This window comes from Shewanella sp. 10N.286.52.E4 (assembly GCF_041468785.1).
Taxonomy (GTDB): domain Bacteria; phylum Pseudomonadota; class Gammaproteobacteria; order Enterobacterales; family Shewanellaceae; genus Shewanella; species Shewanella electrodiphila.
On record NZ_JBFRJJ010000013.1, the window covers coordinates 106,058 to 131,760 of the forward strand.

At 42.6% G+C, this 25,703-nt stretch carries 21 protein-coding genes; 19 read left to right on the forward strand and 2 right to left on the reverse strand.

Annotated features, from left to right (window positions below; all coding sequences use genetic code 11):
- Positions 1–35 precede the first annotated feature (35 nt).
- Together AB4153_RS07285 and glpK are read left to right on the forward strand one after the other, a co-directional pair.
- Complete coding sequence (locus AB4153_RS07285) at positions 36–1,379, forward strand: outer membrane protein transport protein (RefSeq protein ID WP_303517237.1); 1,344 nt, start codon at positions 36–38, stop codon at positions 1,377–1,379.
- A gap of 423 nt (positions 1,380–1,802) precedes the next feature.
- The gene (glpK, locus tag AB4153_RS07290) at positions 1,803–3,287 is read left to right on the forward strand and encodes a glycerol kinase GlpK (RefSeq protein WP_371996876.1); all 1,485 of its coding nucleotides are present in this window, start codon (positions 1,803–1,805) and stop codon (positions 3,285–3,287) included.
- Positions 3,288–3,316: 29 nt separating this feature from the next.
- Here the strand turns inward: glpK and AB4153_RS07295 are convergent, their stop codons facing one another.
- Positions 3,317–3,595 carry a hypothetical protein gene (locus AB4153_RS07295; protein WP_102526844.1) on the reverse strand — a complete coding sequence of 93 codons (279 nt, stop codon included), beginning with the start codon at positions 3,593–3,595 and terminating at the stop codon, positions 3,317–3,319.
- A 542-nt stretch (positions 3,596–4,137) separates the two neighbouring features.
- Between AB4153_RS07295 and mraZ the strand changes: the two genes are divergently transcribed.
- The 15 genes from mraZ to lpxC all read left to right on the forward strand — a co-directional run bounded on the left by mraZ (position 4,138) and on the right by lpxC (position 21,349).
- Positions 4,138–4,596, forward strand: coding sequence for a division/cell wall cluster transcriptional repressor MraZ (gene mraZ, locus AB4153_RS07300; RefSeq protein ID WP_102526873.1), 459 nt, complete (start codon positions 4,138–4,140; stop codon positions 4,594–4,596).
- Between the two features lie 22 nt (positions 4,597–4,618).
- On the forward strand, positions 4,619–5,560 hold the full coding sequence (gene rsmH, locus AB4153_RS07305) for a 16S rRNA (cytosine(1402)-N(4))-methyltransferase RsmH (RefSeq protein WP_102526845.1): 942 nt from the start codon (positions 4,619–4,621) through the stop codon (positions 5,558–5,560).
- 72 nt (positions 5,561–5,632) lie between these two features.
- Positions 5,633–5,947: a cell division protein FtsL gene (gene ftsL / locus AB4153_RS07310; protein WP_102526846.1), complete on the forward strand. Its 315-nt coding sequence runs from the start codon at positions 5,633–5,635 to the stop codon at positions 5,945–5,947.
- A gap of 57 nt (positions 5,948–6,004) precedes the next feature.
- Complete coding sequence (locus AB4153_RS07315) at positions 6,005–7,741, forward strand: penicillin-binding protein 2 (protein ID WP_102526847.1); 1,737 nt, start codon at positions 6,005–6,007, stop codon at positions 7,739–7,741.
- Positions 7,738–9,303 carry a UDP-N-acetylmuramoyl-L-alanyl-D-glutamate--2,6-diaminopimelate ligase gene (gene murE / locus AB4153_RS07320; RefSeq protein WP_371996881.1) on the forward strand — a complete coding sequence of 522 codons (1,566 nt, stop codon included), beginning with the start codon at positions 7,738–7,740 and terminating at the stop codon, positions 9,301–9,303. The genes AB4153_RS07315 and murE overlap by 4 nt, the downstream gene beginning before the upstream one ends.
- Positions 9,303–10,676: a UDP-N-acetylmuramoyl-tripeptide--D-alanyl-D-alanine ligase gene (murF, locus tag AB4153_RS07325; protein ID WP_371996877.1), complete on the forward strand. Its 1,374-nt coding sequence runs from the start codon at positions 9,303–9,305 to the stop codon at positions 10,674–10,676. Before murE ends, murF begins: the two co-directional genes overlap by 1 nt.
- A complete protein-coding gene (gene mraY, locus AB4153_RS07330; RefSeq protein ID WP_102526850.1) occupies positions 10,677–11,759 on the forward strand; it encodes a phospho-N-acetylmuramoyl-pentapeptide-transferase in 1,083 nt (360 codons plus the stop codon).
- A 6-nt stretch (positions 11,760–11,765) separates the two neighbouring features.
- On the forward strand, positions 11,766–13,091 hold the full coding sequence (gene murD, locus AB4153_RS07335; RefSeq protein ID WP_102526851.1) for a UDP-N-acetylmuramoyl-L-alanine--D-glutamate ligase: 1,326 nt from the start codon (positions 11,766–11,768) through the stop codon (positions 13,089–13,091).
- Positions 13,078–14,292, forward strand: a complete 1,215-nt coding sequence (gene ftsW / locus AB4153_RS07340) for a cell division protein FtsW (protein ID WP_371996882.1) — start codon at positions 13,078–13,080, stop codon at positions 14,290–14,292. Before murD ends, ftsW begins: the two co-directional genes overlap by 14 nt.
- An 8-nt stretch (positions 14,293–14,300) precedes the next feature.
- Positions 14,301–15,389 (forward strand): undecaprenyldiphospho-muramoylpentapeptide beta-N-acetylglucosaminyltransferase, encoded by a 1,089-nt coding sequence (gene murG / locus AB4153_RS07345; RefSeq protein WP_371996883.1) that lies wholly within the window; start codon positions 14,301–14,303, stop codon positions 15,387–15,389.
- 1 nt (position 15,390) lies between these two features.
- A complete protein-coding gene (gene murC, locus AB4153_RS07350; protein ID WP_303517241.1) occupies positions 15,391–16,833 on the forward strand; it encodes a UDP-N-acetylmuramate--L-alanine ligase in 1,443 nt (480 codons plus the stop codon).
- Positions 16,834–17,010: 177 nt separating this feature from the next.
- Positions 17,011–17,778 carry a cell division protein FtsQ/DivIB gene (locus AB4153_RS07355; protein ID WP_371996878.1) on the forward strand — a complete coding sequence of 256 codons (768 nt, stop codon included), beginning with the start codon at positions 17,011–17,013 and terminating at the stop codon, positions 17,776–17,778.
- A complete protein-coding gene (gene ftsA / locus AB4153_RS07360; RefSeq protein ID WP_102526855.1) occupies positions 17,779–19,014 on the forward strand; it encodes a cell division protein FtsA in 1,236 nt (411 codons plus the stop codon). It abuts the gene before it with no gap.
- A 26-nt stretch (positions 19,015–19,040) separates the two neighbouring features.
- Positions 19,041–20,222: a cell division protein FtsZ gene (ftsZ, locus tag AB4153_RS07365; protein WP_229370493.1), complete on the forward strand. Its 1,182-nt coding sequence runs from the start codon at positions 19,041–19,043 to the stop codon at positions 20,220–20,222.
- A gap of 206 nt (positions 20,223–20,428) precedes the next feature.
- Entirely contained in the window at positions 20,429–21,349 is a 921-nt protein-coding gene (gene lpxC, locus AB4153_RS07370) for a UDP-3-O-acyl-N-acetylglucosamine deacetylase (RefSeq protein WP_102526857.1), read from the forward strand.
- Between the two features lie 3 nt (positions 21,350–21,352).
- Here the strand turns inward: lpxC and AB4153_RS07375 are convergent, their stop codons facing one another.
- Complete coding sequence (locus AB4153_RS07375; RefSeq protein WP_229370494.1) at positions 21,353–21,805, reverse strand: DUF721 domain-containing protein; 453 nt, start codon at positions 21,803–21,805, stop codon at positions 21,353–21,355.
- Positions 21,806–21,832: 27 nt separating this feature from the next.
- Here AB4153_RS07375 and AB4153_RS07380 point away from each other — a divergent pair, with 27 nt between their 5' ends.
- Both AB4153_RS07380 and secA read left to right on the forward strand, forming a co-directional pair.
- Positions 21,833–22,732, forward strand: coding sequence for a M23 family metallopeptidase (locus AB4153_RS07380; RefSeq protein ID WP_102526858.1), 900 nt, complete (start codon positions 21,833–21,835; stop codon positions 22,730–22,732).
- 58 nt (positions 22,733–22,790) lie between these two features.
- Positions 22,791–25,511, forward strand: coding sequence for a preprotein translocase subunit SecA (gene secA, locus AB4153_RS07385; RefSeq protein ID WP_102526859.1), 2,721 nt, complete (start codon positions 22,791–22,793; stop codon positions 25,509–25,511).
- Positions 25,512–25,703: the final 192 nt, after the last annotated feature.

The window sequence follows — 25,703 nt, forward strand, 5'->3', positions numbered from 1 at the left end:
GCAAACATAAGATTTGCTATAAACAGAGACTAATAATGAAAAAGACAATATTGACTGTGGCCGTTAGTGCCATGCTTTTCGGGGCAACGACTCAAGTGAATGCTGCTGGATTCCAGTTAGCTGAATATTCTTCGACTGGTTTAGGTCGTGCTTTTGCTGGTGAAGCTGCTATGGCTGATAATGCTGCGGCTCAAGCAAGAAACCCTGCAATGCTAACGTACCTTGAAGGTCGTCAGCTTTCTGGTGGTGCGATTTACGTGATGCCAAATGTTGATGTGATGGGTGATGTCAGTATTTCTTCTCCATTATTAGGTGACGCTCCTGTTATGGTGCCAGCAGATGCTATCGATATTGCTGGTAACGCTGTAGTGCCAAATTTTTATTACTCAAATCAGCTGAATGATCAGTGGACTTGGGGTTTAGCTGTGAACTCTAATTATGGATTAGCAACAGAATTAGATGCTAACCATGCAGCAGCAATTTTTGGTTCAGAAACCGGTATTACCACTGTTGAATTCAACCCGAACATTGCTTACAAAATCAGTGAAGCATTCAGTGTCGGTGCAGGTTTACGTGTTGTATATGGCGAAGGTCATGTTGGCGCATCAATGCCAGGTTGGATTGATGGTGTTAAGCAAGCTGTGCCAGATTTAGCGCCAATGTTGCCTGATGCTGGTGCAAGCCTTAAATACATGGAAGGTGATGATATCGCGTTTGGCTGGCAATTAGGTACTAGCTGGCAGATTAACGAAACTCACCGTGTCGGTTTTGCTTATCATAGCGGTGTTGAGTTAGAACTTGATGGCGAGGCTTCAGGTTTACTTTATGATGGCGGCCAAGACGTTTACATCGAAGGTTACTTACCGATTGAGCTACCTGCTTTTGCTGAGTTAGCTTCTCATCATCAGTTCACTGACAACTGGGCAATGCACGCCAGTGTTAACTGGACTCAGTGGAGCGTTTTTGAAGAGTTAGTGGCTTATTTCCCTGGCGAAAACAAGCCGACTGGCGACCTTGATTCTGATTTAGTTAAAGAAGAAAACTTTAAAGACAACTGGCGCTTTGCTTTAGGCACGACTTATCAACTTAACGACAAGTGGTTAGTGCGTGGTGGTATGGCTTTAGATAAAGGCGCTGCTCAAGACGAATACCGTTCGACAACGATTCCTGATTCTGACCGCTTATGGTTCAGTGCGGGTGCAGGCTACCAAGCGACTAAAAACCTAACCGTTGATTTTGCTGTGACTTACCTTAAAGGTATCGGTGATGCGCCAATCAATGAAACACAAGATTTATTGGGTTTAGCGTCGGTTAACTACAGCGGCGATGTTGAAGCTGACGTATGGTTAGCGGGTATTCAACTTAGCTACAAAATGTAATGAGTTAGCCCATTACGCTAGATTCATTTAAAGCCTCGCAATTGCGGGGCTTTTTATTGCGCTAGATTCCGCATTCTATGCTGAGTTGCATGCTGAGTTGCATGCTGAGTTGTGTGGTTAGCGGGTATTCAACTTAGCTACAAAATGTAATGAGTTAGCCCAATACGCTAGATTCATTTAAAGCCTCGCAATTGCGGGGCTTTTTATTGCGCTAGATTCCGCATTCTATGCTGAGTTGTATGGTGAGTCGTATGCTGAGTTGTGTGGTTAGTTACTTATTATGGAGTGTTGAATTCATCACATTATTAATCGCCTTGTTACAAGTGACTTGTGATTAGTCGATATCCGTCTTAACTTATTATGATGAAGTGAACATGGTGCTAGCATTAATTACAATGCACCTTCGGTATTGAAAGGCAAAAAATGAATTCAAAGAAATATGTTATCGCGCTCGATCAAGGTACCACCAGTTCAAGAGCCATTGTTTTCGATCATAAAGCCAATATGGTGGCAGTATCTCAGCGTGAGTTTACTCAAATATATCCTCAAGCAGGCTGGGTTGAGCATGATCCAATGGAAATCTGGTCTTCACAAAGTTCATCATTAATTGAAGTACTCGCAAGGGCAGGGATCAGTGGTGATGATGTTGCGGCTATTGGGATTACTAATCAGCGCGAAACGACAGTTGTGTGGAACAAGCACACGGGTAAACCTATTCACAATGCCATTGTGTGGCAATGTCGTCGTAGCCAAGCCATTTGTCAGCAATTTAAAGCTGATGGCTTAGAAGATGATATTAAGTCATCAACAGGCCTAGTGTTAGATCCTTATTTTTCGGCCAGTAAAATTAAGTGGCTATTAGACAATGTTGAAGGCGCGCGGGAACAGGCTGAAGCGGGAGATTTATTGTTTGGCACAATTGATACTTGGTTGGTGTGGAAACTCACCAAAGGAAAAGTCCATGTCACTGAGCCAACAAATGCATCTCGTACCATGCTATTCAATATTCATCAGCAGCAATGGGATGAAAAACTGTTAAATGCCTTTGGTATTCCCCGTGCAATGTTACCTGAAGTGAAACCATCGTGTGCGGTTTACGGTACAACGAGTATTGCGGGTGGCGAGATTGCCGTGGCTGGTATGGCAGGCGATCAGCAATCTGCTTTATTTGGTCAGCTGTGTTTTGAGCCTGGTATGGCAAAAAATACTTATGGTACTGGCTGTTTCTTACTGATGAATACTGGCGACAAAGCTGTTACGTCGACCCATGGCTTATTAACTACGATTGGTATTGGTGCTGATTTATCGGTGAATTACGCTTTGGAAGGTGCTGTCTTTATGGGCGGCGCGGTTATTCAGTGGTTGCGGGATGAAATGGGCTTAATTCAAGACGCACAAGATACAGAGTACTTTGCTAATAAAGTCTCGGATACTAATGGGGTGTATTTAGTGCCCGCTTTTGTTGGGCTAGGTGCACCATATTGGGATGCCGATGCCCGAGGGGCCATTGTTGGATTAACCCGAGGCGTTAATCGAAGTCATATTATACGTGCGGCATTAGAGGCAATAGCGTATCAAAGTAAGGATTTACTTGAAGCGATGAGCCAAGATTCGGGTGTCGCACTGAAACAAATCAGAGTCGATGGCGGCGCTGTGGCCAATGATTTTTTGATGCAGTTTCAGGCTGATATTAGTGATGTTGATGTTATCCGTCCCCAAGTGACTGAAACTACCGCAATGGGCGCCGCATTTTTAGCGGGTTTGGCGGTTGGGTTTTGGCAATCAACTGATGAGCTTAAAAATATCGCTGTGACGGATAAACAATTTAGCGCTCAAATGCCATCCTCTACCCGAGAGCAACTTTATTTGGGGTGGAAAAAGGCAGTGAAACAAACCATGTCAGCATAAGATTAATGATATCAATTAAGGGAGTATGGCTAAACTTCGATATCAATGTGCTTGATATAAGGGGAATCAGCATCTTGAGCAGATTGCTCATGAGTAGGGTGCTCTTGAATAGATTGCTCTCGAGCTAATTGTGCTTTTGTGGACTGTTTTTTCACTGATGGATTATCTGCGGGCAGTTGTGATTGTGGATCTTCATGACTGTCAGCAGCAATAGAGTCACTATTACCAACTTTGTTTACCTTTCTTTTCACACCGTCAACTTGTCTAGGTGGCCTAGCGACAATGGCATATATGCTATCTAAACTCATGTTGACCTCCTTATTGCGATAGTTGTTTTACTGACACGGACTGGCTGTTAACTTTATATCGGCCATTGCTGATTATTATTTAATCTATTTTAGTATAGTACGCTTAGTAACAGCCCGACAAAAGCCACAGTCTAGTTGTTAATAACAATTTGGCAGTCAACCTTAAATGACTGGCACAATTTATACGTTAAAAGTGACCTATCACACATTGGATGGATATTTATTAATAAATAAATCTGCTGAGATCGATCCCTATTGTTATTTTTATATGAAAATAGTCACAATTTAGATCATATTCCCCACATTTATTACTGATATGAATGCTGTTATGTCTATGGTTTCGTTCATTTACCCGCCTAAAAGCCACTTTTCTCCACCTGAAACAACCTAATTATAATTTGCTGCTAACCCGCTTCAGAACTGGATTTAATTAATGTTCTCATCCCTTGACAATACTTGTGTTGTATCCCTAAACTTAAGGGTTGTGGGGAATTGTGGATATTTGTGGGAATTTTAATAACAATTAATAGGAATCGATGGCAGTGTTTCGGGGTGCTAGTGCGATAAATATGGATGCAAAAGGTCGGATCGCTATTCCAATGCGATACCGAGAATCCTTGCGCGCCGAGCACGAAGGCATTGTTGTTATCACGGTAGATATCCAATCACATTGTTTATTGATCTATCCGATCCACGAGTGGGAGTTGATAGAGGCGAAATTACTGCAACTATCTGACACCGACAAAGTTGAACGTTCCATGAAACGAAGATTACTAGGCCACGCTCATGAATGTGAGTTAGATGGCAATGGACGTGCGCTCGTTCCTCCAGCTTTAAGACAGTATGCAGGGTTACAAAAGAAAACCATGCTGGTGGGCTTATTGAATAAGTTTGAATTGTGGGATGAAGCAGCTTGGCAGGTACAAATGGATGAAAGCCATGAGTTGATCCAAGCTGAAGATCTCGCTAGCCATGAAAGATTAGCGAATTTTTCATTATAAATAACCAATTAAGAAGAGTCTGATGAGCCAAGAATTTGCCCATTTATCTGTACTACTGAAAGAAACCGTTGATGGTTTGAATATCCATGAAGATGGCATCTATATCGATGGCACTTTTGGACGTGGTGGTCATTCTAGGCATGTGCTGAGTCAACTCGGTGAAAACGGTCGTTTAATAGCAATTGATCGCGATCCGCAAGCGATTGAAGCTGCGAAACAGTTTGCTGACGATCCACGTTTTCAAATTGTTCATGGTGGATTTGGCCAGTTAGCGGATTACGTTACTGAGCTTGGCCTTAAAGGCAAAATTGATGGTGTGTTACTTGATTTAGGTGTGTCATCACCTCAATTAGATGATGCTGAGCGTGGCTTTAGTTTCCTACGTGATGGCCCATTAGATATGCGTATGGATAATAGCCAAGGTCAAACGGCAGCGCAGTGGATTGCCAAAGCAGAAATTGAAGATATGGCATGGGTCTTTAGAACCTATGGTGAAGAGAAAAACTCTCGCCATATTGCCCGTTGTATTGCTGCAGATCGTGATGAAACACCGTTTTTAAGAACTAAAGATTTAGCCGATTTAATTGCGCGAATTACTAAAAATAAAGAGCGTAATAAACATCCTGCTACGCGAGTGTTCCAAGCTATTCGTATTTATATCAATAGCGAGCTGGAGCAGATTGAACAAGCACTAGAAGGTGCTGTTTCTGTATTAGCGCCAGAAGGACGTTTATCAGTGATCAGCTTCCATTCGTTAGAAGACAGAATGGTGAAACGTTTCATTCGTAAGAATAGCCAAGGTGAGAGCGTGCCACATGGCCTGCCTATCACTGAAGCTGAAATCAATAAATCAAGAAAACTGAAAGCAATCGGTAAGGCCATGAAGCCTTCGGATATTGAAATTGAGCAAAATCCACGTTCACGTAGTTCGGTGTTACGTGTTGCGCAGCGTCTTGATTACTAATATTAAAATTGAACATTAAGCACTATTTTACGGTGTTTAACTCGGCCATATAAAGAACAAAATGGGGTTAACTTGGGGCAATCATCGATAAAATTATCACGTATTGTGCTTGCCGATATCTGGCGACATAAGTGGATTTTATTAATGTCGATAGTTGTACTGAGTAATGCAGTTGGGGTGGTGTATACCAGCCATGCTACGCGCAAATTAACCTCACAAATGGACCATCTATTACAAGAGCGCGATAGGTTAGATATTGAATGGCGTAACTTGTTGTTAGAAGAGCAATCTAAGTCAGAACATAGCCGTGTGACGAGGATTGCCACTAAAGATTTAAAAATGGTGCGACCGTTACCAAAAGAAGAAGTGGTTATTCGGTTGCAGTAAATTGAGTGAGAGACTTCATTAAATAAGGATTGTTGGGTAAGTGACTCGAATATAACTATGAGCAGACAAGCCAAACGTAAGTTAAACCCAGAGCTAATTCCATGGCGATTATTCGTTGTGGTTGGCTTTGTGTTGCTTCTATTTACGGCGTTGATTGCTCGAGCGGCTTATATTCAAATTATTGAACCTGATAAATTACGTCACGAAAGTGATATGCGTACCTTAAGAACCAGTAGTAACCAGGTTCAACGTGGCTTAATTACTGATCGTAATGGCGAAATGTTAGCGGTAAGCGTGCCAGTTCGTGCCGTTTGGGCTGATCCTAAAATTTCCCATGATAAAGATGCGTTTAAAGACATGCGCCGCTGGCAAGCTCTGGCTGACGTGTTGCATGAACCCGTCGATAAAATTGTGAGTAAGGTACAGCGCGATCCCAAGCGTCGTTTTATCTACCTGAAGCGCCAGGTCACTCCAGCAGTTGCTGAATACATTAAGCAATTAAAAATTTCCGGTATTTATTTAAAGTCTGAATCGCGCCGTTATTACCCTGCAGGTGAAACTGCTGCTCAGCTTGTCGGCCTGACTAACATTGATGACGTGGGAATTGAAGGCATTGAAAATGCGTATGACAGCTGGTTAACAGGCACACCGTCAAAGCAGAAGGTGCGTAAATCTCGCGATGGTAAAGTGGTTCAACGACTAGATATTGTTGAAGAAGGCGAAAGTTCAAATGATTTAGTGCTCAGCATTGATCAGCGTATTCAACAGTTAGCCTATCGTGAACTTAAACGTACAACAGAAATTAACCAAGCCACCTCAGGTTCAGTGGTGGTACTTGATGTGCTTACTGGTGAAGTGCTTGCGATGGTCAATACACCATCTTACAACCCTAATTCACGTGAAAATTTACAGTCATATCGTATGCGTAATCGTGCATTAACCGATACGTTTGAGCCGGGTTCGACTGTGAAGCCATTTGTGGTTGCAGCTGCATTAGAAGCGGGCACGGTTGAACGTGATGAATTAATTAATACCTCTCCTGGTTGGATGCGTGTAGGTGGACGACAGGTCCGCGATACGATCAATTACGGCAATATGACTCTAGATAAGATCCTCGTGAAATCCAGTAACGTTGGCATCAGTAAAGTCTCGTTATCAATGCCAGTACAAGAATTATTGGGCACTTACCAATCAATGGGCTTAGGTAATTACTCAGGTATTAACCTTGCTGGTGAAAGTGCTGGTCTTATACATGATCGCCGCCGTTGGTCTGATTTTGAACGCGCAACCTTATCTTATGGTTATGGCCTTACGGCAACGCCACTACAGTTAGCAAGAATGTATGCAACCTTAGGCAGTGGCGGGGTTCTGTACCCAGTATCGATTTTAAAACTAAAGCAAGCGCCTCGTGGTGAACAAGTGATTTCAGAGCAGACGGCGAAAGATGTCATGGAAATGATGTTAGGCGTCACCGAAAGAGGTGGCACTGCCACTCAAGCTCATATCGATGGTTACCCTATAGCAGGTAAAACAGGTACAAGCCGTAAGTCTATCGCAGGTGGTTATGGCGATGATTATGTTTCACTGTTTGCGGGTGTAGCACCGGTACATAACCCGCGTTTAGCGATTTCAATTGTGGTGAACGAGCCAAAAGGCGATCGTTATCATGGTGGTGATGTTGCTGGCCCTGCGTTTGCAAAAATTATGTCTGGAGCATTACAAATGCTCAATGTTGAGCCGTTAAATGAGAAAGAAAAAGTTGAACTGGCCGCAATCGCTAGGAGGGCAGAATAATGCTACTTAGTGATTTATTAGCCCCTTGGTTTCATTATGCTGGCCGTGAGTCGGTCTCAACGATGACTCTAGATAGCCGAGACGTTAGTGAAGATTGTTTATTTGTGGCATTACCAGGTCATCAAGTTGATGGTCGCCAGTTCATTAATAAAGCAATTGCGCAAGGTGCTTTAGGTGCATTAATTCATACTGACAATCCTGATGAGCATGGTCAGGTTAATTACCATGAGTCGGGCGCGGTATTGGTGTCCTTTTTTCAACTGAGCCGTCAATTGTCTGCAGTGGCAGCACAGCTATATCCGTTACAAAACGCTGAAATGGCCATTATTGGTGTCACTGGCACTAACGGTAAGACTTCAGTGAGTCAGCTTATTGCGCAGCTTGTGACCCTTAAACAGCAAAAAGCGGCTGTTATGGGCACATTAGGCAATGGTGTTTGGGGAAGCTTGATTGATAGTGGCAATACTACAGCAGATGCCATTACCTTGGTGCGTCAACTACACGAGTTTCAGAAGCAAACCGTCAACACCTGTGCGATAGAAGTCTCTAGCCATGGTTTAGTGCAAGGTCGTGTAGAAGCTGTACCTTTTAATACTGCAGTATTTACTAATTTAAGCCGCGATCACCTTGATTATCATGGTGACATGGACGCTTATGGCGCTGCTAAAAAACGCTTGTTTAATTTCCCTTGTATCAAAAATGGGTTACTGAACCTTGATGATGACGTTGGTGAACAATGGTTTACAGCGCTGCAATCGACCAACATATTCGGCTTTAGCCTTAAAAAGCATCCTTTAGCGCGTTTTTATACTGACAATATGCATTTCAATGATGCGGGTGTGACCTGCGATTTTTATTATCCTGCAGATATCCACGACAGTAGCTCAGCAATGTTGAAAGATCAGTTGTCTTCGCCTCTTTTAGGTGACTTTAATCTATCAAATCTTGTTGCTTCGCTGGGCGCACTGTATTTGCAAGGTACTGACAACATTTTAGCTACCCAAGATGGTTTGATGGCCGAGTTACTCTCATTAGTGCCGCATTTAACGCCTGTAGCTGGACGCATGGAGCGATTTAATCAAGCTAATGGCCCAACCTTAGTGGTTGACTATGCTCATACTCCTGATGCCATCGAGCATGCTTTGAAAGCGCTGCGCATCCATTGCCAAGGCACCTTATGGTGCGTGTTTGGTTGTGGTGGCGATCGCGATACGGGCAAACGCCCCTTGATGGCTCAAGCTGCTGAACAATTTGCTGATAAAGTGATGGTGACGAGTGATAATGCCCGCAGTGAAGAGCCGATGAGTATTATCAATGATGTGGTTGCAGGATTAACGCATCCAGAGCAAGCATTGACTGAAGTCGATAGAATTAATGCGATTAAATCCGTGGCGCAATTAGCTAAAGCTGGCGACATTGTCTTATTAGCGGGTAAAGGTCATGAAACATATCAAGAAGTTGCTGGTAGCAGAATTGATTACGATGAACGCGCTTTAGCGATGCAATTAACAGGTGGCAATGAAGCCTCAGATGAACCTCTTGTTAGCACTGGAGGCCTTTGATGATTGATATTAGATTATCAACCTTAGCTGATGAGCTTGATGCTCAACTTGTGGGTACTGACCTTATTATTGACGACGTCACCAGTGACAGCCGAAAAATGCACACTAATAGCCTTTTTGTTGCGTTAAAAGGTTTACGCTTTGATGGCCATAGTTTTGCTGCAACAGCGATTGAAAACGGTGCTAAAGCATTACTGGTTGAACATAAGCTGGATGTCGACATTCCTCAACTAATTGTCAAAAACAGCCAAAAGGCGATGGGGGCTATCGGTGCTTATGTGCGCCAACAAGTGAACCCATATTCGATAGCACTAACAGGTTCTAACGGTAAAACTACCGTGAAAGAAATCGTCGCAACAATTTTGTCTCAGCATCACAAAGTGCTGTTTACTGCTGGTAATTTTAATAATGAAATCGGGGTGCCGTTAACCTTATTAAGATTAGCGCAAGAGCATGAATTTGGTGTGTTTGAGTTGGGTGCTAACCATCAGGGCGAAATTAATTATACTTCATCTTTAGTGACGCCTCAGGTGGCATTAGTGAATAATGTTGGCCGCGCTCACCTTGAAGGTTTTGGTTCAATTGAAGGTGTAGCCCAAGCTAAATCAGAAATATTTAATCACCTAAGTCCAGACGGTACAGCCATTATTAATGCTGACGATGATTTTGCAGATTTTATGGCAACTAAAGCGGCAGCATTTAAGCAACTTAGCTTCTCAGTTTCTGAAAACGTCAATGCTGATATTAAAGCGGTTGATATTGTTGCTGACGATAGCGGCTGTTATCAGTTTTCATTAGTGGTTTTAGGTCAATCTTACCCAGTACAACTTCCATTAGCTGGCTTGCATCAAGTAAGTAATGCACTAGCCGCTAGCGCCATTTGTATCGCACTCAATATCCCTGTCGCAGACATTGTGACGGGGTTAAGTGCGTTAACACCTGTTAAAGGTCGTATGGTGCCGCATAAAATGGGTCGTATTTTATTGGTTGATGATAGTTATAACGCAAACCCGACGTCTGTTGATGCCGCGATTAGCTGGTTAAAACAAACTCGAGGTTTTAAGTGTTTAGTGCTGGGAGATTTGGGCGAATTAGGTGACAATAGCGCCCTTTTGCATTTTGAGGTTGGCGAACAAGCCAAACTAGCTGGGATTGACGATCTGTTCTGTTGTGGTCAACTGACTGAATCGACAAGTAAAGCATTTGGTTCTGAGCACTTTAGTGACTCGGACTCCCTTGCTCAAGCATTAAAGGAAAAGATAAATCAGTTGCCGGATCAAGTAACTATTTTAGTAAAAGGTTCTCGAAGCGCAGCGATGGAAACTGTGATCGAAGAGTTATTAAATGCCAATAGGCGCGGGGAGTTTGTTTAGATGCTGGCTTATTTAGCTGAGTATTTAACCCAGTTTTACAGTGGGTTTAATGTATTTTCTTATCTGACCTTAAGAGCCATTTTAGGGCTTATGACAGGTCTTATTTTTAGTTTATGGTTTGGTCCAAAACTGATTGAGCGATTGCAGTTATTGCAAATAGGACAAGTCGTCAGAAATGATGGCCCAGAATCTCATTTTAGTAAACGCGGTACCCCTACAATGGGTGGTTTGCTGATACTCGCAGGGATTTTTGTCAGTGTTTTATTGTGGGGTGATTTATCCAATCGATATGTCATTGTGATGCTGTTTGTATTAGGTACCTTTGGCGGTATTGGTTTTCTTGATGACTACCTTAAAGTGGTTAAGAAAGATTCAAAAGGTCTGATTGCGCGTTGGAAATATGCATCGCAATCCATTGCCGCTTTGGCTGTGGCATTTTACTTGTACAGTTCAGCGACATTACCTGGTGAGACACAGTTAGTTGTGCCGTTTTTCAAAGATGTCATGCCGCAATTAGGTTTGCTTTATATCGTACTGGCTTATTTCACCATAGTGGGTGCGAGTAATGCGGTAAATCTAACCGACGGTCTTGATGGTTTAGCAATTATGCCTACAGTCATGGTTGCAGCGGCATTTGCACTGATTGCCTATTTATCAGGGCATGCACAGTTTGCCAGTTACTTACATATTCCGCATTTACCTGATGCAGGTGAGCTGGTGATTGTCTGTACAGCAATAGTCGGTGCGGGTTTAGGATTTTTGTGGTTTAACACTTACCCTGCGCAAGTATTTATGGGCGATGTCGGATCGTTAGCACTTGGCGCTGGACTCGGTGCCATTGCAGTATTAGTGCGCCAAGAAGTGTTATTAGTGATTATGGGCGGCGTTTTCGTTATGGAAACCGTATCGGTGATTTTACAAGTGGGTTCATACAAATTACGCGGCCAGCGTATTTTTAGAATGGCACCAATTCACCATCATTACGAATTGAAAGGTTGGCCAGAACCAAGAGTGATTGTTCGCTTTTGGATTATTTCGTTGTTCCTAGTGATGCTAGGACTGGCAACGCTTAAGTTAAGGTAGTTAGTAATGCAATCAAGCTATTCGCATATTGTTTTGGGCTTAGGTGCAACAGGTTTATCTGTTGTGCGTTATCTGATGTCCCAAGGTATTACACCATTGGTGATGGATAGCAGACGAACGCCACCTGGCCGAGAGACGTTAGCACAGGAATTTCCTGATGTTGAGCTACTGACAGGTGGGTTTGTATGTCGTTATTTGGTACAAGCAAAACACATTATTGTAAGCCCTGGCATTGCGGTTGATACGCCAGAGATTCGCGCTGCAATTGATATGGGCATTGAAGTGATTGGCGATGTTGAACTGTTTGCTCAAGCCGTTGCTGATAGAGGCCCTTGTGTTGTCGCTATTACGGGCTCAAACGGTAAAACAACGGTAACGACATTAGTGTACGACATGCTTAAAGCAGCCGGTAAAAAGGTTGCGGTAGGTGGCAATATTGGTATTCCAGTGTTGGATTTATTAGCAACAGATGCTGAGTATTTCGTATTAGAACTGTCGAGTTTTCAATTAGAAACAACTCACAGCTTAAATTGCATCGCGGCGACGTGTTTGAACATCAGTGAAGATCATATGGATAGATATCACGATATTCATTCGTACCGCGCAGCTAAGTTACGTTTATATCAGCAGAGCCGTTTTGTGATGTTCAATCGTGACGATGCACTGACTTTTCCTGACGAGCCAACAAATCAAAATACCTTTGGTTTAGGGGTACCAGAAGGAGATGAGTGGGGTATTGCCGATGGTAAAATATTGCACGGCGAAAGTGAAATAATGAACCTGCATGAAGTCAGCTTAATCGGTAGTCATAATCAGGCTAACTTATTAGCTGCAATGGCATTAACAGATGCGTGTGGCATTGATAAGAATACCATGGTTGAGATTGCATCCAACTTTGCTGGTTTAGAGCATCGTTGTGAAATGGTTGGCCTAAAGCAAGGTGTCACTTATATCAATGATTCGAAAGCGACTAATGTGGGTGCTACCGTTGCGGCATTAAATGGATTGAGTGATCACTTAGGTGACTTGATTTTGATTGCAGGTGGCGAAGGCAAAGGCGCAGATTTTAAAGAACTTGAAGCTTCACTGAATAATGTGACCCAAGTGATCACGTTCGGTAAAGACGGATCTAAAATTGCGGCACTAAAAACTGACAGTATTAGCGTTAAAAACCTAGAAGAAGCGGTTGCTAAAGCGGTTGAAATCACTTTTTCAGGGGATATCGTTTTATTGTCTCCAGCTTGTGCTAGCACCGATATGTATAAGAACTTCATGGAAAGAGGTCATCACTTTAAGCAATTAGTGGAGCAGATTGAAGATGGCGAGGGGTGAGCAACAACTTAGCTTATTCCAACAAGTCCTGAAAAGGTCTTGGCCGGACATTCTGTCTGAAACGTCGCCAGGTGATCAGCTGTATGATAGAAGCTTATTTGTCGCCGTTTTAGGGCTAATTACATTTGGCTTTGTCATGGTGATGTCAGCCTCTATGCCGGAAGCGCAGAAGCTAACAGATAACCCGTTTCATTTCATATATCGCCACGTTGCATATTTGATGGGCTGTGGCGTTATCGCTTATGCGGTACTAAACATAGAATTGAAGTTGTGGGAGCGCTATAGCGCTTATTTAGTACTTCTAGTGTTGTTGATGTTGATGGCTGTTCTGGTTGTAGGCACCACGGTGAATGGCGCAACACGGTGGCTGGCGATAGGGCCCGTAAGGATCCAAGTCGCTGAGATTGCCAAATTTGTATTTATTATTTATATGTCGGGATATTTGGTGCGCCGACATGGTGAGTTGAGAGAGAACAGTAAAGGGTTTTATAAGCCAATTTTTGTGTTTTTACTGTTTGCATTTTTGATTCTTGCCCAACCGGATTTAGGTACTGTGGTGGTACTTTTCGTATGTACCGTAAGCCTATTGTTTTTGGCGGGTGCGCGAATTATGGACTTTTTGGTACTGATATTTTTTGGTATCGCAATGTTTGTATTTTTAGTGGTGTTTGAGCCATATCGGATGCGGCGTGTAACGTCATTTTTAGACCCATGGGAAGACCCATTTGGTAGTGGTTATCAATTAACTCAGTCATTAATGGCATACGGACGCGGTGATATATTTGGCCAAGGTTTAGGTAATAGTATTCAAAAGCTGTCATACCTGCCTGAGGCTCACACTGATTTTATTTTTGCTGTGATCGGCGAAGAGTTAGGTTTTGTAGGCATCGTTTGTGTGCTAACCGTATTATTTTTTGTGTCTTTTAGAGCAATTAGATTGGGCAACTTGTGTTTGAGTATTCAACGCCCATTTGAAAGTTACTTAGCTTACGGCATCGGCATTTGGATTTGCTTCCAAACCGTTGTAAACGTAGGCGCGAGTATTGGTATGTTACCGACAAAAGGTCTGACATTACCCTTTATTAGCTATGGTGGCAGTAGTTTGTGGGTCATGACGGCTGCGGTCATGTTATTGATACGCATAGATTATGAAAGGCGGCTAAGTTTGACGCAGGCGGTGCAAGGGAGAATAAAGAAATGAGCCCTAATATAACAGATGCACCCAAGTTATTGGTGATGGCTGGCGGCACGGGTGGACATGTATTCCCGGCGTTAGCAGTGGCAAAAGCATTGGCTAAAAAAGGTTGGCAAGTTCGTTGGTTAGGGACCGCTGACCGCATGGAAGCACGCTTAGTGCCTCAACATGGATTTGATATTGAGTTTATAGACATCAAAGGCGTTCGTGGCAATGGCATTATTAGAAAGCTTGCTGCGCCTTTTAAGATTTTGCGTTCAATTATGCAAGCAAAATCTTTCATTAATGAATTTAAACCTGATGTGATTATTGGTATGGGTGGATTTGCCAGTGGGCCTGGCGGGGTAGCGGCAAAGTTGTCGGGCATACCGTTAGTACTGCATGAGCAAAATGCAATACCTGGAATGACCAATAAGTTGTTATCGCGCATAGCTACTAAAGTGTTGTGTGCATTTCCAAATACATTTTTACCAGCAACGAATGCAGAGGTAGTCGGTAACCCAATTCGACAAGAGTTAATCGAATTAGGACAAACGACGAAAGTGTGTGATGACTCAGCACTTAAAGTATTAGTGGTGGGTGGCAGCTTAGGCGCCAAAATTTTTAATGATGTTATGCCAGATGTTGTGGGGCAATTAAGCCAACAGCACTCAATTACGGTGTGGCATCAGGTAGGTAAAGGAAATGAGCCTGCCGTTAAAAGCCATTACCAAGACAAGGGTCAAGCGGCCAGTGTCAATGTGGCAGAATTTATAGATGACATGGAAGCCGCTTATCGCTGGGCTGATGTTGTTGTTTGTCGTTCAGGAGCATTAACGGTTTCTGAATTAGCCGCGGTGGGAAGAGCCAGTATTTTAGTGCCTTATCCCCATGCAGTTGACGATCATCAAACAAAGAATGCTTCAGTATTAGTAGAAGCCGGTGCGGCATTTTTATTACCGCAGACCATATTAAACGCAGATAATTTAGCTGAGAAATTAACCCTCTTTGCTGAACAAAGACACGTTGTTTCAGAGATGGCACAACAAGCCAGAAGTGTTGCAGTGTTAGATGCAACCCAACGTGTAGCGAGTATTTGTGCTGAATTAGCACGAAAGGATTGAAATGACTAAAACAGAGAAGTACGCCCAATTACGTAGCATGATCCCTGAGATGAGACGGATTAAGAAAATCCATTTTGTCGGTATAGGTGGTGCTGGAATGGGCGGGATAGCCGAAGTATTAGTAAATGAAGGTTATCAAATTAGTGGTTCAGATATTGCTGTTAATAGCGTGACAGAAAGGCTCGCGAGCTTAGGCGCGAAGATTATTATTGGCCATCAGGCTGAAAGCGTTGCTGATGTAGATGTTGTGGTGGTATCGACAGCAATTGAGCAAGAAAACCCTGAAATCATAGCTGCAAAAGAGCGTCGAATTCCGATTGTACGCCGTGCAGAAATGCTAGCAGAGCTTATGCGTTACCGACATGGGGTCGCGATTGCGGGCACTCATGGTAAAACCACAACGACAAGCTTAATTGCTAGCGTTTATGGCCAAGCAGAGCGAGATCCAACATTTGTTATTGGTGGTTTGCTTAATAGTGCAGGCACGAATGCTCGTCTTGGGACAAGTCGCTATTTGATTGCAGAAGCAGATGAAAGTGATGCCAGCTTTTTACATTTACAACCTATGGTCAGTGTGATCACCAATATCGAAGCTGACCATATGGACACTTACGGTGGTGATTTTGAAAAGTTGAAGACCACCTTCGTCGATTTTTTACATAACCTGCCTTTTTATGGCGTTGCGGTAATGTGTATCGATGATGAAGTGATACAAGAAATTATGCCAAGAGTGGGCAGACAAGTGGTCACTTACGGCTTTAGTGACATTGCTGATGTGCAAGCACTTAACTTTAAGCAAGTCGGACACCAGAGCCAGTTTAGTGTTCGTCGTAAAAACCGTGATGATTTAGATATTGTATTAAATCTACCTGGTGAGCATAACGTGCTAAATGCGTTAGCTGCGATAGCAGTAGCTAGTGAGGATGATATTGATGATGAGGCTATTGTCGCCGCATTAGCAGAATTTGAAGGTATTGGTAGACGTTTTCAGCACCTTGGTGAATTTGATACTGCTAATGGCAAGGTGATGTTGGTTGATGATTATGGTCATCATCCAAGTGAAGTACTTGCAACGATTAAAGCTGCAAGAGCGGGTTGGCCAGATAAACGATTAGTGATGGCGTATCAACCACATCGCTATAGTAGAACCCGTGATTTGTATGAAGACTTTGTTGAAGTCTTATCGCAAGTAGACGGTTTATTGTTGTTAGATGTTTATGCCGCTGGTGAAAGCGTGATACCAGGTGCAGATGGTCGCTCATTGTGCCGCTCCATAAGATTACGCGGCCAAGTGGACCCTATTTTTGTTGCATCACCAGAGTTGTTAGCTGATGTATTACCTGATGTATTGCAAGAAGGCGATTTATTGCTGACTCAAGGGGCTGGTAATATTGGCGCTCTGTCAAAGTCGCTGGCATCAAGTAATCTTGGTTTTAGAAAGTAGGTTTTAAAAATAGTTTTTGAAAAGTAGCTTGAGTCAGTCGCAGGGAAATGGTGAGTTTTGATTGATTTTTATACTATAACTGCTTGTAAATATAAACTTTAATACAGTCAGCATGCTAGATATAATGGTGAATTGCCCAATGAAAGTGACAGTGTACAGTTTGGAGTTACAGTAGCTGTGGCGTGGAGTGATAAAGCTCGCCAGTTAAAAGGCCATTTGAGTGAAGTCAATTGGTACTTATACACCGGGTTACTGTTTTTACTGACGGTATTACTCACCATTGTTTGGGCTGGCCTTAAGCTTAATGTATTACTGAATGATGCTGATGCATTACCGATAGATGCCGTCGCGATAAAAGGCGAGCGAATTTATACCTCGGATGCTGAAATTCAGGCTGCGCTACAAGCGTTAATGGAACGCAGTTTTTTTAGCGCCGACGTTGGTGAAGTACAGCAAGCTTTAGAAGCATTACCTTGGGTCTACCATGCGTCTGTAAGGCGAGAGTGGCCTGCAAAATTAAAAGTGACCTTGCAAGAGCAACATGTTGTTGCACATTGGAATGGAGATGACTGGCTAAATGTGAATGGCGAAGTGTTTGCAGCTGAATCACATTCGAGTATTAATACATTGCCGGTACTTTCAGGCCCAGAAGAAATGTCTTCTGAAGTGTTAACTAGTTATCAGCAATTATCTGATTTATTGAGTATTAATGGTTTTAAGCTGGCAAGTTTAAGTTTAAGTCCACGACATGCATGGCATGCAAGATTAGATAACGGCATTCTTCTCGAATTAGGACGAGAAGATAAGATGTCGAGAATACAAAGATTTATTAATGTTTACCCTGAAATAACACGAAATCAAAAGCCAATAGCTACGATCGATTTACGCTATGACACCGGAGTCGCCGTTGGCTGGGACGATACTAAAACAGAGAGTCGACACTAAATGACCAAAAATCAGGAAAGAAATCTTATCGTAGGCCTAGATATTGGCACGTCCAAGGTCGCAGTGATCATTGGTGAAGTGCTACCTGACGGTGAGATAAGCGTGGTCGGTTTAGGCAATCATCCTTCGCGCGGAATGGATAAAGGTGGCGTGAATGATTTGGATTCTATCGTTAAAAGTGTGCAGCGCGCACTTGATCAAGCAGAGTTAATGGCTGATTGCCAAGTGTCTTCTGTGTATTTAAGTATTTCAGGTAAGCACATCGCATGTCAGAACGAAAATGGCATGGTGTCAATTAACGATGAAGAAGTGACGCAAGAAGACGTTGATAACGTTATTCATACAGCGCGCTCAGTGAAGATCCCAACTGAAAGACGGATCCTTCATGTGTTACCGCAAGAATATTCAATTGACGTTCAAGATGGTATTAAGAGTCCTATCGGTATGTCGGGTATGCGAATGGAAGCGAAAGCACATATCGTGACCTGCGCCAACGACATGGCAAAAAATATCACCAAAAGCGTCGAGCGTTGCGGCTTAACAGTTGATGACTTAGTTTTTTCAGGTATTGCGTCAGCAGATTCTGTGTTAACAAATGATGAAAAAGATTTAGGTGTTTGTATTGTTGATATTGGTGGCGGCACAACAGATATTGCTGTTTATACCAATGGCGCACTGAGGCATTGTGCTGTGATATCAGTAGCTGGTAATCAGGTAACCAGTGATATCGCTAAAATTTTTAGAACACCATTGACACATGCTGAGCAAATCAAAGTGCAATTTGCTAGTGCAAGAAGTTCAATGGTCAGCCGCGAAGACAGCATCGAAGTACCATCAGTCGGTGGCCGCCCTTCACGCAGCATGTCACGTCATACATTGGCGGAAGTAGTAGAACCAAGATATCAGGAGTTATTTGAACTGGTATTAAAAGAATTAACTGACTGTGGCTTAGAAGATCAAATAGCCGCAGGTATAGTATTAACCGGTGGAACAGCGTCAATTACTGGCGCTGTTGATATTGCTGAAGCTACTTTCGGCATGCCAGTTAGGGTAGCGTCGCCGCTACCAGTAAAAGGGTTAAATGAATACGTGGATCAACCTGTTTATTCTACTGGAATAGGGTTGCTTCATTATGGCGCCAGACGCGTAATCGAACGTCAGTTCGAACGCCCTGAACGTCAAGGGGTTACCAGTCTTTTGAATCGGGTCAAAAGCTGGTTTAAGGGTGAATTTTAATAACGCAGACTAACGGAGATCAGACAATGTTTGAGATCATGGACACACATAATGACGAAGCGGTGATCAAGGTCATCGGCGTCGGTGGTGGTGGCGGTAACGCTGTCGAACATATGGTTAAACACAGCATCGAAGGTGTTGAGTTTATCGTAACGAATACGGATGCTCAGGCATTACGCAAATCAGGTGCAGGCTCAACTATTCAATTAGGACGTGATGTCACTAAAGGTCTAGGTGCTGGAGCAAACCCTGATGTGGGTCGCCAAGCTGCTGAAGAAGATAAAGAAAACATTCGCGCTGCAATCAAAGGGTCAGACATGATCTTTATTGCTGCTGGAATGGGTGGCGGTACAGGTACTGGCGCCGCACCAGTTGTAGCTGAAATTGCTCGCGAAGAAGGTATTTTGACTGTTGCTGTCGTCACTAAGCCGTTTCCTTTCGAAGGCAAAAAGCGTATGACTTTTGCTGATCAAGGTATTGCTGAGCTTGCAAAGCATGTTGACTCATTGATTACTATCCCAAATGAAAAGCTATTAAAAGTATTGGGTCGTGGTACATCATTGTTGGATGCATTTGCTGCTGCTAATAATGTGTTATTAGGCGCAGTGCAGGGTATTGCTGAGTTAATTACTCGTCCAGGTTTAATTAACGTGGATTTCGCCGATGTTAAAACAGTTATGTCAGAAATGGGTAATGCCATGATGGGCACAGGTGTTGCAACGGGTGATGATCGCGCAGAAGAAGCGGCAGAAGCTGCAGTGGCAAGTCCATTACTTGAAGATATTGATCTAGCTGGTGCGCGCGGCGTATTAGTTAACATTACAGCAGGTATGGATATCAGTATTGAAGAGCTAGAAACAGTGGGTAACCACGTTAAAGCATACGCATCTGATAATGCTACCGTGGTTGTTGGCGCAGTTATTGACCCAGAAATGAGTGAAGAGCTACGTGTAACGGTTGTTGCTACTGGTATTGGCGCAGAGAAGAAGCCTGATATCCAATTAGTGACTAAGCCTGTTTCACGCCCTGAACCTGCTGCAGTTATTGAACCAAAAGTTGAGCCAGCTGAAGAACCAGCTATCACGACTAACTATGTAGCACCGACAGGAAATGCTGTTCCTGCTCCTCAGCCAGCAGCTCAACCTGCTGCACGTGTTGATGGTGATTACTTAGACATCCCAGCATTTTTACGTAAGCAAGCCGATTAGTCGCTGAAAGTAAAAATGAAAATCTGTAAAAGCTAAGATGTTGATAGAATGTTACTTATGTAAGTAGAGGCGTATAAAAAGACTCTAAAGGGTACTTTTTTGTGAAAAGACAATTTTATGTTAGTATACCGCCTCAGCTTACTGGGTTAACTCAGTATATATAGCTCAAGAATGTTTATTTTAAAGTGATTAAAACGGGTAACTGAATGATTTTTCAAAGAACTGTTCAAAAAATGGTGAAGAGTACTGGTGTCGGATTGCATTCCGGCAACAAGGTAACTCTGTGCATTATGCCCGCACCTGTCAATTCTGGTATCGTACTTAGACGTACAGATTTAACGCCTGCAGTGGAAATTCCTGCAAAAGCGAATCTAGTTCGTGAAACAACTATGTGTACGGCATTAGTAAATGATGAAGGTGTTCGCATTTCAACTATCGAACATTTATTTGCAGCACTTGCAGGCCTTGGCATAGATAACGCTGTTATCGAAGTTGATGCTCCTGAAATCCCGATTATGGATGGCAGTGCAAGTCCGTTTGTTTTCTTACTGCAAAGCGCAGGTATTAAAGAACAATCGGTAGCGAAAAAATATATCAAAATCAATCAAACCATTCGTGTTGAAGACGGTGATAAGTGGGCTGAATTAAAGCCTTATAAAGGTTTTAGAGTTGATTTCAAAATTGACTTTAATCATCCAGAGATTTCTCGCAGCCAACAACATATGGTGATGGATTTTTCAACATCTGCTTTTGTTAAAGATATTAGCCGAGCTAGAACTTTCGGCTTCATGCAAGATATCGAATACTTACGTGCTAATAATTTAGCACTAGGTGGCAGCATGGAAAATGCTGTTGTGCTTGATGAATATCGTGTCCTTAACCCTGACGGTCTGCGATATGAGGACGAATTTGTAAAGCATAAGATTCTTGATGCGTTTGGTGATTTATATGTAGCAGGTCACGCGATTGTTGGTGAATTTTGTGCATATAAAACAGGTCATGCTTTAAATAACCAATTGGTTAGGGCATTACTTGCACAACAAGAAGCTTGGGAGTTAGTCAGCTTTGAAAACGAAGTTGATGTACCACTGAGCTTTATGGTGCCAGGCGCTACATCTTTAGCGTAAAAATTAAGATTGCCTATTACGGCTGGCTAATGCAGCCAGCCGTTTTAGTTTTTCACCAAGTGAACCTTCTACGTGATCAGCCAATGACTGCAGGTGTTCTGCAGCTACAGGGCTGATTTTTGCATAGTTACTTGGTGCTTTACTTGGCGTAATTGCTATCCCTGGGTTGACTTTAACCTCTATAGCGGTAAGCATTGGAAGCGTTTCTTCCTGAAGTTGTTGCAGTAGTTTGGTCTTTTGGAAATTTATTCTAGCAGCCCATGCAGCCGAAGTAGTTTCAATAACAAGAACACCCTGACGAAGATTAGCGACTTTTAGCTGTTCACTAACAGGACCATTTAAGCACTGTTTTACGTAAGTATTCAGTTGATTTAATAATTCTGCTTTCTCAGCGAGTTCCGGTAATGTTCCCGATTGATGTAGCAATCTACTGAGATCTTGAGGGGGCTTTTTCATATGATAATAAGATGGCTGAGTTAGGCTATGAGTGTAACAGTTTTTATTCAAGGTCGAAATGGAGTAACACGTTGGCATCCTAGCAAACGATGGTTACTTCTACCTATCCTTTTAGTGGCGGCAGGAACTGGTCTTTACCAGCAGAGCGCCGATCGTTTTGCTGCGCAGCAAACTAAAGTTGATGAAAATCAAAAGTTGCGTGAACAGCAAAAACAACAAGTCATGAATCTCAAAAAAGCGACAGAAACACAATTAAGCACCTTAGTTGCCCACGTCGCGAGAATGCAAGCTAACGTTACTCGTTTAGAGGCGTTAGGCCAGCAAGTTGCCGAAAATAATTTACTTGAAGATCAATTTGATTTTTCTACCGAAGTGGGTGTCGGTGGTCTAAGTGAAATCGGTGCAGGTGTAGAGCTCAACCAACTGTTAGATGACATGTCGCAGTTGGCCTCCAGAATTGATAATAATAATGTTCAGCTGTCACTACTTGAAACCGTGGCAACTAATCTCCATATAGATAAAGAACGTTATATATCAGGGCGACCAATCGTTAAAGGTTGGTTATCTTCGCCCTACGGTTTACGAAATGACCCTTTTAATGGTCGTAGAACATTGCACAAAGGCATTGATTTTGCGGGTAAGGAAGGCGGCGATGTAATTGCAACTGCTGCAGGAGTGGTTACATGGTCCGGAAATATGCTTGGTTATGGCGGGCTTGTGGAAATTGATCATGGAAATGGTTACCGCACTCGTTATGGACACAATAAATCTATGTCAGTAAACCTAGGTGACGTCGTTGCCAAAGGCGATAAAATTGCCAGTATGGGTAGCACAGGCCGGTCCACCGGTCCCCACGTGCACTACGAAGTATTGCGAAATGGACAACAAATCGATCCACGAAAGTTCGTCTATCGCAAGGCTAGTTAATAACATTTTCGGTTAAGTCGCTCAATTGAGCTCAACCTACAAGAGATAAGTGATTAAGATGTTAGGCAAATTACTGACAAAAGTATTCGGCAGTCGTAACGACCGCACCTTGAAAGGCCTTGGTAAAGTTGTAACTAAGATAAATGCGTTAGAAGCTGAATATGAAAAGCTGACTGATGAAGAACTAAAAGCAAAAACAGAAGAGTTTCGTCAGCGTATTGAAAATGGTGAAACATTAGAAGCGATTATGGCTGAAGCATTTGCTACAGTTCGCGAAGCATCAAAGCGTGTTTTTGAAATGCGCCATTTCGATGTCCAATTATTGGGTGGTATGGTACTAGATAGTAATCGTATCGCTGAAATGAGAACGGGTGAAGGTAAAACACTTACCGCAACACTCCCAGCATACTTAAACGGTTTAACTGGCAAAGGTGTTCACGTTATTACCGTGAATGATTACCTTGCAGGTCGTGATGCTGAGAATAACCGTCCTCTTTTTGAATTCCTAGGCTTAACAGTCGGCATTAACGTTGCGGGTTTAGGTCAAGTTGAGAAGAAAGAAGCGTATAACTCTGATATTACCTACGGTACTAACAACGAGTTTGGTTTTGATTACCTTCGTGACAACATGGCGTTTTCTCCTCAAGAACGTGTTCAACGTCCTCTTCATTACGCATTGATCGATGAAGTCGATTCAATCTTGATTGATGAAGCACGTACACCATTGATTATTTCTGGTGCAGCTGAAAACAGTTCAGAACTATATATTAAAGTAAACACACTGATCCCTAACCTTATCGTTCAAGAGAAAGAAGATACTGAAGATGAGATTGGCGAAGGTGACTTTAGTATTGATGAGAAAGCGAAACAAGTTCACTTCACTGAACGTGGTCAAGAAAAAGTAGAACAACTGCTTATTGAACTTGGCGTGCTAAATGAAGGCGACTCACTTTATTCCGCAGCAAATATCTCTTTATTGCACCATGTGAATGCAGCACTGCGTGCGCATACATTATTTGAACGCGATGTAGATTATATTGTTCAAGATGGCGAAGTCATCATTGTTGATGAACATACTGGCCGTACAATGCCAGGTCGTCGTTGGTCTGAAGGTTTACATCAAGCTGTAGAAGCTAAAGAAGGTGTAAATATTCAAAATGAAAACCAAACATTAGCGTCTATCACATTCCAGAACTACTTCCGTCAATACGAGAAGTTAGCAGGTATGACAGGTACAGCAGATACTGAAGCATTTGAATTCCAGCATATCTATGGACTTGATACTGTCGTAGTACCGACGAATAAGCCAATGGTTCGTAATGACATGGCTGATTTGGTGTATTTGACTGCAACTGAAAAATACAACGCGATTATTACCGATATTAAAGGTTGTCGTGAACGTGGCCAGCCAGTACTTGTTGGTACGGTATCGATTGAACAGTCTGAATTATTAGCGACTTTATTAAAGCAAGCTAAGATCCCACATTCAGTATTGAACGCGAAATTTCACGAAAAAGAAGCACAAATTGTTGCTGATGCAGGTAGCTCAGGCACAGTGACCATCGCAACTAACATGGCCGGTCGTGGTACCGATATCGTGTTAGGTGGTAACTGGAAAGTTGAAGTAGAAGCGCTTAAAAACCCAACAGAAGATCAAGTCGCTAAAATTAAAGCTGAATGGCAAGTACGTCATGACGCAGTAATTGCAGCTGGCGGTTTACATATTCTGGGTACAGAGCGCCATGAGTCGCGCCGTATTGATAACCAATTACGTGGTCGCTCTGGTCGACAAGGTGATGCAGGTTCTTCACGTTTCTATTTATCAATGGAAGATAGCTTAATGCGCATCTTCGCATCTGATAAAGTCACTGGCATGATGAAAAAACTGGGTATGGAAGAGGGCGAAGCCATCGAACATCCTTGGGTATCTCGTGCTATTGAAAATGCACAACGTAAAGTTGAAGCACGTAACTTCGATATCCGTAAGCAATTACTTGAATATGATGATGTAGCTAATGACCAACGCCAGGTTGTTTACTCACAACGTAATGAGTTGATGGATGCGGAAAGTATTGAAGACACAATCTCAAACATCGAACAAGATGTAGTTAGTACTGTCATTGACCAATATATCCCACAACAATCAGTTGAAGAGTTATGGGATGTACCAGGTTTAGAGCAACGTCTTGAGCAAGAGTATGGTTTGAAACTGACTATTCAACAGTGGTTGGATACAGAAGATGACTTACACGAAGAAACGTTACGTGAAAGAATCGTAACGAGTTGGAGTGATGCATACAAAGCTAAAGAAGAAATGGTCGGTGCACAAGTACTACGTCAGTTTGAAAAAGCGGTTATGCTTCAAACCTTAGATGGTTTGTGGAAAGAGCATCTCGCAGCAATGGATCATTTACGTCAGGGTATTCATTTACGTGGATATGCACAAAAGAATCCTAAGCAAGAGTATAAGCGTGAATCATTTGAGTTATTCCAGCAAATGTTGGAATCACTGAAGCTTGATGTCATTAGCGTACTGTCTAAAGTACAAGTACAAGCTCAATCAGATGTTGATGAAATGGAACAGCGTCGTCGTGATGAAGAAGCTAAGATACAACGTGACTATCAACATGCAGCATCAGAAGCTTTAACGGATAACACAGAAGCAGAAGCGGCAATCCCAAGAACGGTTATTCGTGATGGGGAAAAAGTCGGTCGAAACGACCCTTGCCCATGTGGTTCAGGTAAAAAGTACAAGCAATGCCACGGTAAGTTGACCTAAATAAGGTTTTCTTAAGAGTATTTTAAAAAGCAGCTATTAACAGCTGCTTTTTTTATACCTATAAATCAGTCTATTAAATAATCATTATCTTTGGTTTTGTGGATAACGTTGTGGATTATAAGTGGTTAGCTTGTGGCTAAATCAAAAGATTTAAAATAATTGAAATTAATTCAAAAAAGCCCTTGCGGTGTT

What these genes read in the sequence shown, in the direction of transcription:
- AB4153_RS07375 (WP_229370494.1), bottom strand. Translation starts at nt 21,805, where the DNA reads ATGAAAAAGCCCCCTCAAGATCTCAGTAGATTGCTACATCAATCGGGA.
- lpxC (WP_102526857.1), top strand. Translation starts at nt 20,429, where the DNA reads ATGATTTTTCAAAGAACTGTTCAAAAAATGGTGAAGAGTACTGGTGTC.
- mraY (WP_102526850.1), top strand. Translation starts at nt 10,677, where the DNA reads ATGCTGGCTTATTTAGCTGAGTATTTAACCCAGTTTTACAGTGGGTTT.
- AB4153_RS07315 (WP_102526847.1), top strand. Translation starts at nt 6,005, where the DNA reads ATGAGCAGACAAGCCAAACGTAAGTTAAACCCAGAGCTAATTCCATGG.
- secA (WP_102526859.1), top strand. Translation starts at nt 22,791, where the DNA reads ATGTTAGGCAAATTACTGACAAAAGTATTCGGCAGTCGTAACGACCGC.
- ftsA (WP_102526855.1), top strand. Translation starts at nt 17,779, where the DNA reads ATGACCAAAAATCAGGAAAGAAATCTTATCGTAGGCCTAGATATTGGC.
- AB4153_RS07295 (WP_102526844.1), bottom strand. Translation starts at nt 3,595, where the DNA reads ATGAGTTTAGATAGCATATATGCCATTGTCGCTAGGCCACCTAGACAA.
- murC (WP_303517241.1), top strand. Translation starts at nt 15,391, where the DNA reads ATGACTAAAACAGAGAAGTACGCCCAATTACGTAGCATGATCCCTGAG.
- rsmH (WP_102526845.1), top strand. Translation starts at nt 4,619, where the DNA reads ATGAGCCAAGAATTTGCCCATTTATCTGTACTACTGAAAGAAACCGTT.
- ftsW (WP_371996882.1), top strand. Translation starts at nt 13,078, where the DNA reads ATGGCGAGGGGTGAGCAACAACTTAGCTTATTCCAACAAGTCCTGAAA.
- ftsZ (WP_229370493.1), top strand. Translation starts at nt 19,041, where the DNA reads ATGTTTGAGATCATGGACACACATAATGACGAAGCGGTGATCAAGGTC.
- AB4153_RS07285 (WP_303517237.1), top strand. Translation starts at nt 36, where the DNA reads ATGAAAAAGACAATATTGACTGTGGCCGTTAGTGCCATGCTTTTCGGG.
- AB4153_RS07380 (WP_102526858.1), top strand. Translation starts at nt 21,833, where the DNA reads ATGAGTGTAACAGTTTTTATTCAAGGTCGAAATGGAGTAACACGTTGG.
- murF (WP_371996877.1), top strand. Translation starts at nt 9,303, where the DNA reads ATGATTGATATTAGATTATCAACCTTAGCTGATGAGCTTGATGCTCAA.
- glpK (WP_371996876.1), top strand. Translation starts at nt 1,803, where the DNA reads ATGAATTCAAAGAAATATGTTATCGCGCTCGATCAAGGTACCACCAGT.
- murD (WP_102526851.1), top strand. Translation starts at nt 11,766, where the DNA reads ATGCAATCAAGCTATTCGCATATTGTTTTGGGCTTAGGTGCAACAGGT.